The organism is Serratia sp. BW106 (assembly GCF_002607755.1).
In the GTDB taxonomy this organism is placed as follows: Bacteria; Pseudomonadota; Gammaproteobacteria; order Enterobacterales; family Enterobacteriaceae; genus Serratia; species Serratia proteamaculans.
This window is the reverse complement of record NZ_MCGS01000023.1, coordinates 200,150-216,018: the sequence shown is the minus strand read 5'-3', so window position 1 is coordinate 216,018 and position 15,869 is coordinate 200,150. Positions and strand designations below refer to the sequence as shown.

Annotated in this window: 12 protein-coding genes; 8 read left to right on the top strand and 4 right to left on the bottom strand. The window is 54.4% G+C overall.

Features of this window, described 5'->3' with window-relative positions; genetic code table 11:
• The first annotated feature begins 9 nt into the window (after positions 1 to 9).
• Positions 10 to 825: a uroporphyrinogen-III C-methyltransferase gene (gene cobA, locus BEI65_RS17165; RefSeq protein WP_099064368.1), complete on the top strand. Its 816-nt coding sequence runs from the start codon at positions 10 to 12 to the stop codon at positions 823 to 825.
• A gap of 4 nt (positions 826 to 829) precedes the next feature.
• On the opposite strand, the gene BEI65_RS17160 is transcribed toward cobA, so the two are convergent.
• Positions 830 to 1,396: a YbhB/YbcL family Raf kinase inhibitor-like protein gene (locus BEI65_RS17160; protein WP_099064367.1), complete on the bottom strand. Its 567-nt coding sequence runs from the start codon at positions 1,394 to 1,396 to the stop codon at positions 830 to 832.
• 103 nt (positions 1,397 to 1,499) lie between these two features.
• Positions 1,500 to 2,201 carry an A24 family peptidase gene (locus tag BEI65_RS17155; RefSeq protein WP_099064366.1) on the bottom strand — a complete coding sequence of 234 codons (702 nt, stop codon included), beginning with the start codon at positions 2,199 to 2,201 and terminating at the stop codon, positions 1,500 to 1,502.
• Positions 2,202 to 2,727: 526 nt separating this feature from the next.
• Here BEI65_RS17155 and BEI65_RS17150 point away from each other — a divergent pair.
• Positions 2,728 to 4,230, top strand: a complete 1,503-nt coding sequence (locus BEI65_RS17150; protein WP_099064365.1) for a YchO/YchP family invasin — start codon at positions 2,728 to 2,730, stop codon at positions 4,228 to 4,230.
• On the opposite strand, the gene narL is transcribed toward BEI65_RS17150, so the two are convergent.
• Entirely contained in the window at positions 4,227 to 4,877 is a 651-nt protein-coding gene (gene narL / locus BEI65_RS17145; RefSeq protein WP_099064364.1) for a two-component system response regulator NarL, read from the bottom strand. The two genes, BEI65_RS17150 and narL, sit on opposite strands and share 4 nt — an antisense overlap.
• A gap of 11 nt (positions 4,878 to 4,888) precedes the next feature.
• On the bottom strand, positions 4,889 to 6,673 hold the full coding sequence (narX, locus tag BEI65_RS17140; RefSeq protein ID WP_099064407.1) for a nitrate/nitrite two-component system sensor histidine kinase NarX: 1,785 nt from the start codon (positions 6,671 to 6,673) through the stop codon (positions 4,889 to 4,891).
• A 362-nt stretch (positions 6,674 to 7,035) separates the two neighbouring features.
• On the opposite strand from narX, the gene BEI65_RS17135 reads away from it, so the two are divergent.
• The 6 genes from BEI65_RS17135 (at position 7,036) to BEI65_RS17110 (ending at position 15,866) form a co-directional block, all read left to right on the top strand.
• Entirely contained in the window at positions 7,036 to 8,427 is a 1,392-nt protein-coding gene (locus BEI65_RS17135) for a NarK family nitrate/nitrite MFS transporter (protein WP_099064363.1), read from the top strand.
• A 778-nt stretch (positions 8,428 to 9,205) separates the two neighbouring features.
• A complete protein-coding gene (locus BEI65_RS17130) occupies positions 9,206 to 10,105 on the top strand; it encodes a transcriptional regulator (protein ID WP_099064362.1) in 900 nt (299 codons plus the stop codon).
• A gap of 182 nt (positions 10,106 to 10,287) precedes the next feature.
• Entirely contained in the window at positions 10,288 to 11,244 is a 957-nt protein-coding gene (locus BEI65_RS17125) for an NAD(P)-dependent oxidoreductase (RefSeq protein WP_099064361.1), read from the top strand.
• A 180-nt stretch (positions 11,245 to 11,424) separates the two neighbouring features.
• The gene (wecA, locus tag BEI65_RS17120; protein WP_099064360.1) at positions 11,425 to 12,474 is read left to right on the top strand and encodes a UDP-N-acetylglucosamine--undecaprenyl-phosphate N-acetylglucosaminephosphotransferase; all 1,050 of its coding nucleotides are present in this window, start codon (positions 11,425 to 11,427) and stop codon (positions 12,472 to 12,474) included.
• 46 nt (positions 12,475 to 12,520) lie between these two features.
• On the top strand, positions 12,521 to 13,654 hold the full coding sequence (locus BEI65_RS17115) for a polysaccharide export protein (RefSeq protein ID WP_099064359.1): 1,134 nt from the start codon (positions 12,521 to 12,523) through the stop codon (positions 13,652 to 13,654).
• Between the two features lie 28 nt (positions 13,655 to 13,682).
• The gene (locus tag BEI65_RS17110; RefSeq protein ID WP_099064358.1) at positions 13,683 to 15,866 is read left to right on the top strand and encodes a polysaccharide biosynthesis tyrosine autokinase; all 2,184 of its coding nucleotides are present in this window, start codon (positions 13,683 to 13,685) and stop codon (positions 15,864 to 15,866) included.
• Positions 15,867 to 15,869 lie beyond the last annotated feature (3 nt).

Sequence of the window (15,869 nt, the reverse complement as noted above, 5' to 3'; positions counted from 1 at the left end):
GGTGGTGAGATGAGCGCGATTGAGAAACTGATGTTGGCCGGCGATCATCGCCAGCCGGTACGCAACGGTGAAGTGTGGCTGGTGGGCGCCGGGCCGGGGGATGCGGAGTTGCTGACGTTAAAGGCATTACGGGTGATCCGCCAGGCGGACGTGGTGGTGTTCGATCGTCTGGTTTCCCCGGCGGTAATGGCCTTGCTGCCGCAGGAGGCGCTGCGCATCGACGTAGGTAAGTCCATGGGCTGCCACACGTTGTCGCAAAAGCAGATCGATCACCTGCTGGTCGAATTAGCCCTGTCCGGTAATCGAGTGGTACGCCTGAAGGGGGGAGATCCGTTTATTTTTGGTCGCGGCGGGGAGGAGATGGTTGAATTGCAGCGCCATGGCGTGGTCTGTCATGTGGTTCCGGGGATCACTGCCGCCAGCGGTTGTGCGGCAGCGAGTGGTATCCCGCTGACCCACCGCGATTACGCTCAATCGGTGCGTTTTGTCACCGGCCATTGCCGTAACGGTGAGGTGAGTCTGGACTGGCACGGCCTGGTCACTGCGGGTCAGACACTGGTGTTTTATATGGGACTGACATTAAGTGAAACCATCGCCGCGCAACTGATGCGCCATGGCATGGCCGCACAGACGCCGTTGGCCATTATTGAACGCGGTACATTGCCTCAGCAGCGGGTATTGACCGGTACCCTGTCAGAATTACCGACGTTAATTGCCCGTCAGCGGCCGGTTTCACCCAGCCTGCTGGTGATTGGTGAGGTGGTCAGCCTGTACCGCGCGCCGGCTATTGTCGCCGAGATGCCGACAGAGGCGTTGACCGCCTGAGTCGCTATTGGCCGAAGCGACCGATAATGCCCGCACCGCCCTTGGCATGGCCCTGTAATTTCTCCAATAGCTGTTCACGGGTGAGCCCCGGGCCGAGCGCATGCGGCGGCAGATCGGTGGCGATCAACACAAAGGTATAGTGGTGCTGCCCTGAACCCGCCGGTGGGCAGGGGCCATGATAAACCGCGGTACCCGGTGAGTTTTTTCCACCGATAAAGCCTTTGCCCTGGGTGAGATCGCCCTCGGCGAAGCCGCTGGCGCTGGCAGGAATGCCATAGGCCACCAGATGACTGACTCCCAGACCTGCGCGGCCTTCGGGATCGGACAGCAGCAGGGCGAAGCTTTTGGTGTCTGCCGGTGGGTTGGCCCAGTTTAGCGGTGGCGAAACGTTATTGCCGGTGCAACTGGCGTTGCCCGGTGCGGCTCCGGCATATTTCTGTGCCAGCGTGCCGCCATCCTGAAATGCCGATGAGCTGAGGGTAAAGGTGCCGGCGGCCTGTGCCGCGAAAGACAGCGAACCGGTAGCCAAAGCCGCGCTAAGCGCGAGTGCAGATAAACCACGACCGACCATACAACCTCCTGTGTTTGATAAAACCCATCATAGTAGCGCCGGGGGCGGCTCGCCATAACAGCTATGCCAACAGCCGGCTATAACAGCGGAAAACAGCTGGCTGTCAGGGTGAAATTAGATGAAATAGCGTGATTTCTTCGCTGAAGGGTGAAATGCCAATATCGGCCGCCATCAACAGAACCAGCCAGCCGGAAAGCGCCAGATAAAGGCCAAACGGCAGCGTATCCTGCCTGCCGGACTTGCGCAGTAAACAGGCCATTGCCGTTGTGCACAGTCCGGCTGCCGCGGCACCGGTGAGCAACGCGGGCAGAGCGGCCCAACCGGTCCAGGCACCCAGTGCCGCCAACAGCTTAAAGTCGCCCTGACCTATACCGTCCGTTTTCCGTTTATAGCGATAGGCCGCATTGAGTAACCAAAGCGACAGATAACCGACGCTGGCCCCGGTCACGGCGTCGGTCAGTGAAGTAAAACAACCCTGCTGATTGACCCATAGCCCGGCCCAGAGCAGCGGCTGCGTCAGGCGATCCGGCAATAACCGGTGTTGCCGGTCGATGAGCGCCAGCGCCAACAATATCGCCGCCACCGGCAGCAACAATAGCCGTTGCAGCAGTGGGATAGTGAAAGGCAGGGCCGCCAATCCGGCACCAACGGCAATCAACATGGCTGTACGTGCCCCCGGCGGCGGGTGTTGTGACAGACTTTGCGGCAGGGAATTCATCAGCCGCAGGGCGATCGCTGCCGGCAGTAACATGGCCGGGATAAACAGGCCGCGATACCAGAGATCGAGTGGGAGGTTATCGAACACATTGCGTCCTTGCCGAGCTGAAATTAGCGTTCAAAATAGCGGCAAAACGGGTTTCATGGGGAACCCATGACTCACCGATTATCGATATTGCGCAGGGGGCCGCAAAGCGTTGTTTCATGCCAGATGAAATACACTGAAATTGCGAATTGCTACGGATAATCAATTAATTAGTTTTCTTATAAATGCTAATGTGCGGTTTTTTTCGGCAAAATTTGCGATGAAATTAAGTGAATTTTTGCTATTCAGGGGCGGGGATTTCAGCGTGCTCTTGGTCGCCACATCATCGACTAAAATAATTGGGTCTCATGTGACGTTGTCACTTGCTCAAATGAGGTTTATCTGATTGTTTCTGATGAGGAACCCACTAGACTTTAGGGTTCATGATGCAGTTTGGCCGTCGGGCGCCCGTTAGGGTGAAATACCGGGTAGCAGACTGTGCAAAGTTTGGGTTGTCTGCCGTCTGGAGTGATGGCAGCAAAAAAGGTTTATTTGCCAACCCTCTGGATGAAGGGGCGGCGACGGTGTAATGACAGACGTTATCGATAAAGCGCGTTACCGATTGAAAAAGGTCGTTGATTTGTTCTTCTCACCCGCCGCCTGTTTACCGGCGATGGGGTTGGCGTGGCTGGTTGGCGCGTTGCCCGCCTATGCCGAATCTCCACCCGCACCCGAATCTGTGGCTCATCAACCGGGCGACACGCTGCCCGAACTGGGCGGCAGCGCGTCGAACGATGCCGAGCGTGAGAAAGAGTGGGCCACCATGGCTAAACAGTTAGGTGAACGCAACCTGAATAACGTCTCGGGTCAGCAGGTGCGCACCCGGGCCGAGAGCTATGCGGTGGGGCAAGCCGGCAACGTGTTGCAACAGCAGGCGCAGGAGCTGCTTTCGCCACTGGGTAACGCCAAACTGTCGCTGGTGATGTCCGACCAAGGGGATTTTAGCGGCAGCAGCGGCCAGTTATTCAGCCCGCTGCATGACGTTAACGGTTTGCTGACCTACAGCCAACTCGGGCTATTGCAACAAACGGACGGCTCGTTGGGCAACGTTGGCCTCGGCCAACGCTGGGTCGCCGGTGATTGGCTGCTGGGATATAACACCGTGCTCGACAGCGACTTTGAACGCCATCACCAGCGCGCCAGTCTGGGGGCCGAAGCCTGGGGGGATTTCCTGCGTTTTTCCGCCAACTACTACTATCCGTTATCGGCTTTGGCACAACAGGCCGATAACGCTCAATTCCTCAGCCGTCCGGCGAGCGGCTATGACATCACCACTCAGGGCTACCTGCCGTTTTACCGTCAGATTGGCGGCTCGCTCAGCTATGAACAGTACTGGGGAGAAAACGTCGATCTGTTTGGCTCCGGCAAAAAGCAAAATGATCCGCGTGCCATGCAACTGGGGGTGAATTATACCCCGGTCCCGCTAGTGACGGTGAAAGCACTGCACAAGATGGGGGAAGGCGGAGTCAGTCAGGATCAGGTCGAGCTGGCGTTAAGTTATCGGCTTGGCGTGCCGCTGGTGAAGCAGATATCGCCGGAGTATGTCGCTCAGGCCAAGTCGCTGCGCGGCAGCCGCTATGACAATATTGAACGGAAAAATGTGCCGGTGATGGCGTTCAAACAGCGTAAAACGCTGCAAGTGTTCCTGGCCACGCCACCCTGGCGCCTGCAACCGGGGGAAACCTTGCCGCTGGTGCTGGAGATTAAAACCACCAACAAAATCACCCGTGTCAGTTGGCAGGGCGATACCCAGGCGCTGAGCTTGACGCCGTCGCAAAACAGCAACGATCCACACGGCTGGAGCTTGATTGTGCCGCAGTGGGATAACTCGCCGGACGCTGCCAACAGCTACCGTCTGTCGGTGACGCTGGAGGATGACAAGCAGCAATTGGTGACCTCTAACTGGATCCAGCTGCAGGTGACGCCGCCGCTGACCGCGTCTTCCAGCATTGATCCTGGGTTGCCACCGGCAAAAACACTGCAAACACCGCCCATCCCGGCTGAAACCGGGCCGTTGAACGGGGCGGATTAACCGTTCTTCCCTTGCAGCACCCAGACGGCGGCCTCAACGCGTGATTTCAGCTTCATTTTTTTCAACAGGTGTTTGACGTGCACCTTGACGGTGCTTTCGGTGATGGTCAGTTTGCGGGCAATCATCTTGTTGGGCAGGCCTTGAGCGATCAGCTTGAGAATATCGCGCTCACGCGGTGTGAGCTGTTGGATATCGCGTTCGGTGCTGGGGCGGTTCTCACGCAGGCTGGCGGCCAGGATCGGCGTCAGGGCCTCGCTTAACACCATCTGCCCGGCCGCTGCCTGATGCAGTGCCTTCAGCAGCTCCTCGGGCTCCATATCTTTCAGCAGATAACCATCGGCACCGCGTTTTAGCGCGCTGACGACATCATCTTCATGGTTCGACACGCTAAACACCACGATACGTCCGGAAAGGGCGGTCTGGCGCAGGCGATCCAGCGTCTCCAGCCCGTTGATGCCAGGCATGTTCAGATCGAGCAGGATCAGATCCGGATCGTGTTCTTCGGCCAACGCGACCCCCTGTTCGCCGTTACCGGCTTCAGCAATCACCTGCAGGCGTGGGTCCATGCCGATAAGCTGTTTTACGCCATTGCGCAGCATCGGGTGGTCGTCAATCAGTAAAATAGTGGCGGCAGTTTCGGTGGTCATGGTTTCTCCCATTAGTCGATGGCGTGGTTGTCCGGTTTAAATACCACCCGGACTTCAGTGCCGCCGCCGCTGCGGGGTAAAATTTCGCAGCGGCCGTGCAGGCTTTTGGCGCGATCGCGCATAATGATCAGGCCGTAGTGATCGGGACGATCGGTCTCTTCCGGCAACCCGCAGCCGTTATCGCAGACGCTCAGGGTGACCTCGCCACGTTGATTGACCACCTGAATGCTCACCTGACTGGCCTGAGCATGTTTGTTGATGTTGCTTAACGCCTCACGGGCGATCTGCAACAGGTGGATGGCCTGATAAGCGGGGACCGTACGCGGCGTCAACTGGTAGTCTAGGTTGATGGTGATCCCGAGCCGTTGGCTAAACTCCTGCACCGTCGATTGTAGCGCCGCCAGTAGCCCCGGCTCCGTCAACCGCAGGCGGAAGGTGGTCAACAGCTCCCGTAGCTGGCGGTAGGCAATGTTCAGCTCTTCACGCATCTGTTGCACCAGCGCCAGGTTGGCGGGCGACAGCTCGGCACCCTGCATTTGCAGGCAACTGGTTTGCATCTTCAGGCACGACAGCGACTGAGCGATGGAGTCATGCAGCTCGCGCGCTATTGCTGCCCGTTCCTCCATCAACATCAACTGTTGTTGATGATCGACCTGGCGTTCAATCGCCAGCACGCTGGTCAACTGTTCGACCAGGGTACTCATCAGTTGTTGATGATCGTCATTCAGCGGCTGCTGTGGCGCATGTTGCGCGACGATCACCCCGTAATCACCCAGCTTGTCGCTCAGACTCCAGCTCAAAGAAGGGTGATCGGCCTGTTGTTGGCCCTCGTCGTTCAGGCAGGCGCTGCACACCGGATTATTGCAATACTCCGGCCGCAGCGGCTGGTTGCCGCTCAGTTGCACAAACTGCTCCTGACTGTTGTTTTCGTACAGGCGCACCTGGATGGCACGCAGCGGCGTCAGGGTTTGCAACTGATTGAGTATTGGCGTCAGGCGGCTGCACAAAGGTTCATTGGCATGCAACTGACGACTGGCGCGATATAAAAAGCTCAGCACCTGATTCTTTTGCTGCAGGTCGGCGGTTTTTTCCGCCACCCGTTGCTCCAGCCCGCTGTACATGGCGGCAAGTTCGTCGGACATGGTGTTTAATGCGCCGCCGAGCGAGGCCATTTCATCCTGATGCCCACGCTGGGCAAAACGGCGACTGAAATCGCCGCGGCCCGCCGACAGTGCCATCGCCACCAATTGCCGCCAGGGATGCAGCAGGCGCCGGCGCAGATAACAAATGGTGCCCACCAACAGCAGCAGCGTCAGTGCGATAAACACCCCCTGCACCAGTGTTACCGTCAGCAGTCGGCGTTCGGTATGGTGGTCGATATCGGAGACCAGGGTATCCAACTGGGAAACGAAATGTGCCACCTGCGGCGCGGCGTCAGCCGGTTGCTGGGCTTCGCGCAACCTTGGCAACAAAGTCGATTGCCAGTAGCGGTACAGTGCCTGAAATTGTTCGGTCAGTTGCTCTTGCGTCACCGAGTGTTGCAGATCAGGGCTGTTGGCATCCTGATCCAACTCGCGGATCAATGCTTCGCTGTGGACATCCAACGGCACCTGCGCCAGCAGGCGGTAACTTTGCATCCGCAGCGACCCGGCTTTGTTGATGGCATGCGCGTTACCTTGAATACTTTGTGACATCCAGGCGGAAATACTCATGCCGGCCACGCCAAGAATGCCCAACAGCAACATCAATACGGCCACCTGATTAACGATGGAAAGCGGAGCCAACAGGCGTTTCATAAATTTGGGATCCCCGGCGCAGAGCAAGACAACGGCGGGTAACCAGAGGACAAAAGCAGGTGGCACCAGCCGGTGTGGCAACAATTCAGCGCCATTTTTTATCATACCGGGGCATAACCCCATACCTCTAACGAAGTACCCCCTAGTTTCCACGCCGCGATGTTGGCGAGTTGCTGAGGCATGGCGTATTTTTCAATCGATTGATTTATTTTGCTTTTATAAGAATCCTCGGGTTACTCACAAAGGGATGGCGAGCCTTTTTCGGCCGTTGGCTACCTGCATCCGGGTTGATTTACATCAACTTTGCCATGGGGTGCGCCGCCTAGGGTGGGCGGAGTTATCATCCTGTGTCTGAGGTTTTTATGTCGCAATCTGCAACGTCATTATCAAAACAAACAGGCGCGGTTATTCAGGACTGGCAACCTGAGGATGCCGCATTCTGGCAACAGCGTGGCCAACGCATTGCCAACCGCAACCTGTGGATTTCCATTCCTTGTCTGTTATTGGCTTTCTGCGTCTGGATGTTATTTAGCGCGGTCGCGGTCAATTTGAATAAGGTTGGCTTCAATTTCACCACCGATCAGCTGTTCCTGCTTACTGCATTACCTTCCGTTTCTGGCGCTATCCTGCGCGTGCCTTATTCCTTTGTGATCCCGCTGTTCGGCGGCCGTCGCTGGACTGCCATCAGTACCTGCTTTCTGTTGGTACCCTGTCTGTGGTTGGGGTTTGCGGTACAAGACGACACTACCCCTTATAGCGTGTTTGTGATTATCTCCCTGCTGTGTGGCTTCGCCGGTGCCAACTTTGCTTCCAGCATGGCCAATATCAGCTTCTTCTTTCCGAAGGCCAGGCAGGGCGGCGCGCTGGGTTTGAATGGCGGTTTGGGCAACCTGGGGGTTAGCGTGATGCAGTTGGTGGCTCCGCTGGCCATCTCTGTCGCTATCTTTGGTGCCTTTGGTGGCACCGCTCAGACACAGGCGGATGGCAGCTCACTGTGGCTGGAGAACGCCGCATGGATCTGGGTGCCGTTCCTGTTGGTCGGTACGTTTGCGGCCTGGTTTGGCATGAACGATCTGGCGGCCTCCAAAGCGTCGCTGCGTCAGCAACTGCCGGTACTCAAACGCTGTCACCTGTGGGTGCTAAGCCTGCTGTATCTCGCCACCTTTGGTTCCTTTATCGGTTTTTCCGCCGGTTTCGCCATGTTGTCTAAAACCCAGTTCCCGGACGTGGTGATCCTGCATTATGCCTTCTTCGGCCCGTTCCTTGGCGCTCTGGCACGGCCGGTGGGCGGCGCACTGTCCGATCGCTTTGGCGGCATTCGCGTTACGCTGATTAACTTTGTGCTGATGGCGGTGTTCGCTGCCTTGCTGTTCCTGACTTTACCGGGGGCGGGGCATACAGGGTCGTTTATTGCGTTTTATAGCGTCTTTATGCTGCTGTTCCTCACTGCCGGGTTAGGCAGCGGTTCTACCTTCCAGATGATTGCCGTGATCTTTCGTAAAATCACCGTTGACCGGGTTAAGGCCAGCGGGGGCAGTGACGAAAGCGCTCAGCGCGAAGCGGTGACCGACTCTGCGGCAGCCCTGGGCTTTATCTCGGCAATTGGTGCTGCCGGCGGCTTCTTTATTCCGAAAGCCTTTGGCACCTCTCTGGCCTTGACCGGCTCACCGGCGGGAGCGATGAAAATCTTCCTGGTGTTCTACGTGCTGTGTGTGGTGGTCACCTGGGTAGTTTATGGCCGCAAGAAACAGTAAAACCTTCGAGTAGCACCGGTTCCTCCCCAACAGGGGAGGGACTCATTTCTCTTTGTCCCCGATGAAATTTTAATCCCTCAGTGAAATTCCCACCTCTTTAGGTAATATTCTTATTATCGCGTACTGTTTTTCCCTTTGTTTATAGGTATCTCTCTCAAACCGTGAGTTTTCACTGTTGATGACTGGATTTTTTTCTGTGCGTTATTTTTTCATTATCCAGTCGAATTCCTTACGAAAATAAAGCACTGTGTATGACGTATGGTGCGGTAATGAATTTTGGTTTTTTTTTTGTTATTAGAGATTCATCTCATCAGGACGGCAATAGGCCTTTGTATTTGGTGCTATATTTTAACCGGGTGTTCTGCGAAGGATTAAATCAGATAACTCTCATTCTGTTTTTGCAGGCTTTTTGTAGGCTATCTGGCAATCGGATTAGACGGAAAAACAGAGGGTGTCCTTGGTGGTGAGTATGAAATTTCACAATTTCACTTAAATAACAATATTATAACATATTTGTATTTTGTGTTTTAAAACAGCAATTTGGCTGTATTTTATTGCCGGTAAACATGATAAGAAACCATGATGCCAACAGGGAAATAGAGACATTCAAAGAATCAGAACCTCCATTTGAGAGGTAATGTAAAAAATGAAATCAGCGAATTTTTATAAAAGTTAATATCTATTGAATGCAACCTGTTGAGTTTACATTTAATTTCTTGAACATTTTTTCATATTTCTATACAAAGTGTGCAGGACAGGCACGCTAAGGAAATTAAAAGTGAATCTTGATAAAAGAATAAAGATTAGGAATCTAGATGTTCTGACACCGTCCAGGGAAAAGTTTCGTCTACGTTGGAAGGAGTATCAGATACTTTCACTTCTTGTCGCCAGATCACCTGAGCTGGTTAGTCGTACGGAAATTATAGAAAACATATGGAAAGGAACTTATTGTTCAGATTCAACGATAAATCAAACAATTAAATCAATTCGCCAAAAAATCGGTGATACAGAGCATACACTTATCAGAACTATTCCTCGCCTGGGTTATAAGGTTGAGAATAAGGCTGTTTTTCACTTTATTTCTGAAGAAGATGAATACGTCGCTGACGAAATATGGAATGCTGAAGAAGATGCTAATAAAGATATTCAAGCGGAACTTTCTGAAAATGACAATAAAGATGATGAAATTCTTACTGAAGAAATAGAGCAACCCGAGAGGGATATGGCTCCAGTTACTCCGTCTGTCACGTCAGGAACGCTTAAAAATACGTCAATAAGAAAAAAAATTCCGATGCCGGCAGGTTTTTTCTCAGTTCCTGCCGTCAGAGTTGTAAAATATCTGTCGGTATTCGTGTCTTTGCTGATAATTTCACATTTCTCATATGTGCTGGGGAATCAAACTCGCCCACCCATTATCAATGATATTCAAAACAATACCCGCGTGGTACTTACCCTGACGCTGAACAACTCCCGGAGCAACGGGCCACAAACCTTGCTTTGTCTGTATCAGGGTGAAAGCCTGGACCAAGCGACCATAGAGTGTGTCGATCCCAAACAGGGAAAGTTGAAACAGCCAGTGAAATACGAAACTTCAGATGCGCAGGGAACGGGTAAGATTAATCTTATACTACCGAATAAAACCATGGAATATCAGGTTGCTTACGATGTTAAAAATTAGCACAAGATAATATTTCACCTTTATCGATAATTTTACATTCGGCCAATATTTTTATTTCATTATTTGTTATTTGAAAGCTCGGTCTGTTTTGTCCAGTCTGGTTTCCATGTTCTAACGCCAATTAGCGTCCTGCCTCAATGGTGCGGTAGGGAATAATGGGTAACCGGGTTGAGTGACAAATTATGGATAAGCGTAAAGTAGCTATCATCGGGGGTTCCGGCTTTATCGGGACGCGTTTGGTTAAACGTCTGAGTGCGCGTAACGACCTGGTGTTGACCATCGTGGATAAAAAGCCAAGTGAGCATTTTCCTGAGCTTTATCAATTTGGCGATGTAACCCAGCCCGAGACCCTGCGGCAGTCACTGGCGGATTGTGACGCCGTGATTAATCTTGCGGCCGAGCATCAGGATAATGTCGATCCTGTCTCACTGTATTATCAGGTTAACGTTGAAGGCGCGCGCAATGTTTGCATGACGGCCTCGGCATTGAATATCAAGCAAATCATCTTTACCTCATCGGTGGCGGTCTACGGTTTCGTGACCCAGGAAACCGGTGAAGAAGGGCTTTTCGAACCCTTTAACCATTACGGCAAATCCAAGCTGGAGGCCGAGTATGTCTACGAAGCCTGGCGCAAAGCCGAGGGCAGCAACAAATTAACCATCATCCGCCCGACGGTAGTGTTTGGTGAAAATAATCGTGGCAACGTCTATAACCTGTTCCGGCAAATCGCCAGCGGTCGTTTTGTGATGATTGGCAGCGGCAATAATATGAAGTCCATGGCTTACGTGGAAAATATTGCCGCCAGACTGGAGCACGCGCTGGATCAGCAGGCAACTTATCAGGTCAGTAATTATGTTGATAAACCTGACTTCACCATGAATCAACTGGTCGATGTTATTTCTTCTTCATTAGGAAAAAGTAATAAGACTATTCGCATTCCCTATTTATTTGGTCTCTGTGGCGCAACGGCATTGGATTTGGTGAGTAAAATAAGTCGCCGTAAATTCCCTATTAGCCGCATACGGGTGCAAAAATTCTGCGCCAGAACACAATTTAAAAGCAATGTACAAAGTGATTTCGTGGCGCCGGTTGAACTTGATTCGGCAATCGAAAGAACAATTAAACACGAGTTTTCCTAGAGATAACTTTCTCTAAGATCAGGGTTGTTTATTTTTCACCGCTGACAAGCGGATAAATCTGTATTTAACAGGATTAACTCATGCTGACTTATATCCTGGCACTGTCAATTTTATTTCTGTTAATAGCGCATTGGGAGCTGTAACTCAAGGGCGGTAGCGTGCTTATTCGCTGGAGGGATCATGTTATATCAACTGAGTGTGATATTTATTTTGGCGCTGATGCTGGTGGTTATTGCCCGGCGTGCTGCGTTAGCGGTGGGATTAGTGGATAAACCCAATGCGCGTAAGCGTCATCAGGGACACGTTCCGCTGGTCGGCGGCATTGCCATTTACCTGATCATGACGCTGGTGACCTTCTGGCAACCGGACTGGCTGCCGCACAGCACTACCTATTTGTTGTGCGTCACGGCGTTGGTGATGCTGGGAGTGCTTGATGACCGTTTTGATCTGCCGGTGGCGCCGCGCGTCATTGTGCAGGGAGGGATTGCGCTGGCGATGATGCTGGCAACAGGGATGCAACTTACTTCCTTCGGGCATCTGTGGGGTCACCAGGAGTTACTGCTGGGTTATGCCGCCTTGCTGATTACGCCGCTGGCGGTATGGGGGGCGATCAACGCTTATAACATGGTTGACGGTATCGACGGCCAGCTCGGCGCGCTGTCCTGTGTCACTTTTATGGCATTGGCCATCCTGTTCGGTCTGGCCGGGCATGACGCGCAGGCGTTGTGGTGTCTGAGCCTGATAGCGGCTCTGGCGGCGTATCTGTTGTTTAACCTCAGCGTGTTCGGTGCGCGTAACAAGATTTTCATGGGTGATGCCGGCAGCATGGTTATTGGCTTCAGCGTGCTGTGGTTGTTGATTGTCGCTACTCAGGGAGACGACGCAATAATACGACCGGTGACCGCACTGTGGTTAATCGCCATCCCGCTGATGGATATGGTGACAGTGATGGTACGGCGTTTGTTGCGTCGCCAGAGCCCGTTCAAGGCCGGGCGCGATCACCTGCATCACATTCTGATGCGTCGTGGCCTCAATGCACGCCAGGCGCTGGCCATGAGCTGCATGTTGGCGGTCACTTTGGCCTGCGTGGGCATCTGTAGCGAAGTGTTGCAGTTGCCGGACCACCTGATGCTGTTGGCTTTCGTATTTTGCTTCTTCGGTTATTTTGCCCTGCTGCACGAACCTCGTCAGGCAAGGATCTTTACCGATAACCCTACCGCCGATCGTTAATCCTCCAACGGGCCGCAACGGCGGCCCGTTTTCTCACGGTACCGTTATGAACCTTCATTTGCCTCATTTGATGCCACTGGTGCTGTCCAGCGTTTTGCTTAGTGGTTGCACTGCCTTTCCGGGTTCACATCTGCCGACCCATGGCAAAGAGACAGTGACTCAACCGGACGAAGACTTTGATTTGAATAAACAGGTCCAGGTGTACCGCGTTACGCCGATGCTGCTGCAAAAAATGCGTCGGGTTGAGCCGGTAGCGCGACCAAACCTGGCACTGGACCAGCGTCTGCAAAGCTATCAGTACCGCATCGGTGTCGGCGATGTGCTTAACGTCACCGTCTGGGATCATCCCGAACTGACCACGCCGGCCGGACAATACCGCAGCGCCAGCGACACCGGCAACTGGGTACATGCCGACGGCTCAATCTTCTATCCGTATATCGGTCGGGTGAAGGTGGTGGGAAAAACCGTCAGCGAAGTGCGTAACCAGATTGCCGGTCGACTGGCCACCTATGTGGAAAGTCCGCAGGTGGATGTCAGCATCGCCGCCTTCCGCTCGCAAAAAGTCTATGTGACCGGTGAAGTGAAAACTTCAGGGCAGCAGGCCGTGACCAACGTGCCGCTGACCATTCTTGATGCGGTTAATGCCGCCGGCGGCCTGACGGACAACGCCGACTGGCGCAACGTGGTGTTGACGCATCAGGGTAAAGAGCAGCCGATTTCCCTGCAGGCACTGATGCAACGTGGCGATATCAGCCAAAACCACCTGCTGGAGCCGGGCGACATCCTGTATGTGCCGCGCAACGACGAACTGAAAGTGTTCGTTATGGGTGAGGTCGGCAAGCAGTCGACGCTGAAAATGGATCGCAGCGGGATGACATTGACCGAGGCGTTGGGCAGCTCCGAAGGGATCAGCCAAACGGTCGCCGACGCGACCGGCGTGTTCGTGATCCGCCCGAACGGCGGCAAACAGCCACAGCGGCTGGCGTCGCTCTATCAGTTCGACCTGTCTGATGCCTCCGCGTTGGCGATGGGCACCGAATTCCAGTTGGAACCTTACGATGTGGTGTACGTCACTGCGGCGCCGATCGCGCGCTGGAACCGTTTGATCAGCCAGTTGGCACCGACCATTTCCAGCTTTAACGACCTCAGCGAGGCCACGTTGCGGGTACGTAACTGGTAAACCCGTAACGGTGACTAAAGGAAAACCGATGATGAAGAACAATGCATTGCCGATTGTGATGGCTGAGCAGGACGACAAACTGGAGTGGGAGCGACTGATTGGCCCGCTGTGGGACAACCGCTGGCGCATTCTGCTGGTGACCGGCGTGGCCGGCATTCTCGGCTGCGCTTATGCGTTGATGGCAACGCCAATCTATCAGGCTACCGCACTGGTGCAGGTGGAAAAACAGCTTTCGGGTGACTCGTTGCTGCGTGAAACGCTGGACAGTTCGATTGGCGGATCCATCGGGCAAAACTCGGCGACCCAGGACGAGGTTTCGCTGGCAAAATCGCGCTACGTGATTGGCAAAACCGTCGACGACCTTGGCCTGACGGTGCGAATCAGCCCGGATTACTTCCCGCTGTTCGGCAAGGGCATTGCTCGCCTGAGCGGCGAAACGCCCCCGGTACTGAATATCTCCGGCATGAAGGTCCCGGCCATCATGCAGGGCCAGGAATTGACCCTGACGGCGGAAGATCAACAGCGCTATAGCCTGAGCCATGACGGTAAAACCCTGTTCAGTGGCAGCGTTGGGCAGGTATTGCAGCAGGGCGGCTGGGCAATCAATGTGACCGCGCTCGAAGCCTTGCCGGGGACCACCTTCAGCGTGGTTAATGTGCCACGTCAGAAAGCGGTGGACGATCTGCGCAACATGCTGGATGTCGCTCCCGGTGGCAAGGAAAGCGGCATCATGACCTTCAGCCTGGCGGGGGAGGATCCGCAGCGTGCGGAGGCGGTGCTTAAGAGCATCACCGATAACTACCTGCAGCAAAACGTGGATCGCAAAACCGAGGAGGCACAGCGCATGCTGGCTTTCCTGCACGAACAGTTGCCGCGTACCCAGAGTTCGCTTAATAACGCCGAGAATCAGCTTAACCAGTTCCGTCAGCAGAACGATTCGGTGGATTTGTCACTGGAAGCCAAATCGGTGCTGGATACTCAGGTGCAGTTGGAAGGCCAGTTGAATGAGCTGACCTTCAAAGAGGCGGAAATCTCCAAGCTTTATACCCGCGTACATCCGGCTTACCGGGCACTGTTGGAAAAGCGCGCCACGCTGGAAGCGGAAAAGGCGCGGTTGGGCAAGCAGGTACAGAGCTTGCCAAAAACCCAGCAGGAAATTCTGCGTTTGACCCGTGACGTGCAGGTGGATCAGCAGGTCTACATGCAACTGATGAACAAGCAGCAGGAATTAAGCATCAGCAAGGCCGGCACGGTGGGCAACATCCGTATTATCGATGAGGCGGAAACCGGTCTGCGCCCCGTTCAGCCGCAAAAAATGATGATCGTTTTCTTCGCTCTGTTGATGGGCGGCGTGCTGTCAGCCTCGGTGGTGGTGTTGCGTGCCGCGCTTCACCGTGGCATCAGTGACACCGATACGCTGGAAAAGCGCGGCATCAGCGTGTACGCCACGGTGCCGTTATCCCCCTGGCAGCAAAAGCGTAATCGTACTCAGCAGCAATTGTTGACCAAAAGCAGCAGCGGCAAACTGCCGATCCTGGCGCAAGAGGAACCGGAGGACTTGTCGGTTGAGGCGATCCGCAGTCTGCGCACCAGTTTGCACTTTGCCATGATGGAGGCCAAAAACAACATTCTGATGGTCTCCGGCGCCAGTCCCGCCAGCGGTAAAAGCTTTACCAGCACCAACCTGGCGGTGGTGATCGCCCAGGCCGGTCAACGGGTGTTGTTGATCGACGCCGACATGCGCAAAGGCTTTTTGCACCGCTGGTTGAACAACAGCGCCAAGGGCGGTCTTTCAGACATGCTGTCGGGGTTGATCGCCCCAGACCAGGCGGTGAAGAAAACCGACATTGCCAATCTGGACTTCGTGCCACGCGGTCAGGTGCCACCGAATCCGTCTGAACTGCTGATGCACCAGCGCTTTGCCGACTTCCTGCGTTGGGCGGGGCAGAACTATGATCTGGTGCTGATCGACACGCCGCCGGTGCTGGCGGTGACCGACGCCGCCATCGTGGGCCATCATGCCGGGACCGCACTGATGGTGGTGCGCTTTGAGGTCAACACCGTCAGGCAGATTGAGACCAGTATCCGCCGCTTCGAGCAGAACGGGGTGACCATTAAAGGGGTGATCCTCAACGGCATGGTGAAGAAAACCGCCACCGATGCCGGGTACTACGCCTTTGCTTACCCCAGCCATCAGGAAAAGGTCCAGTAGCCG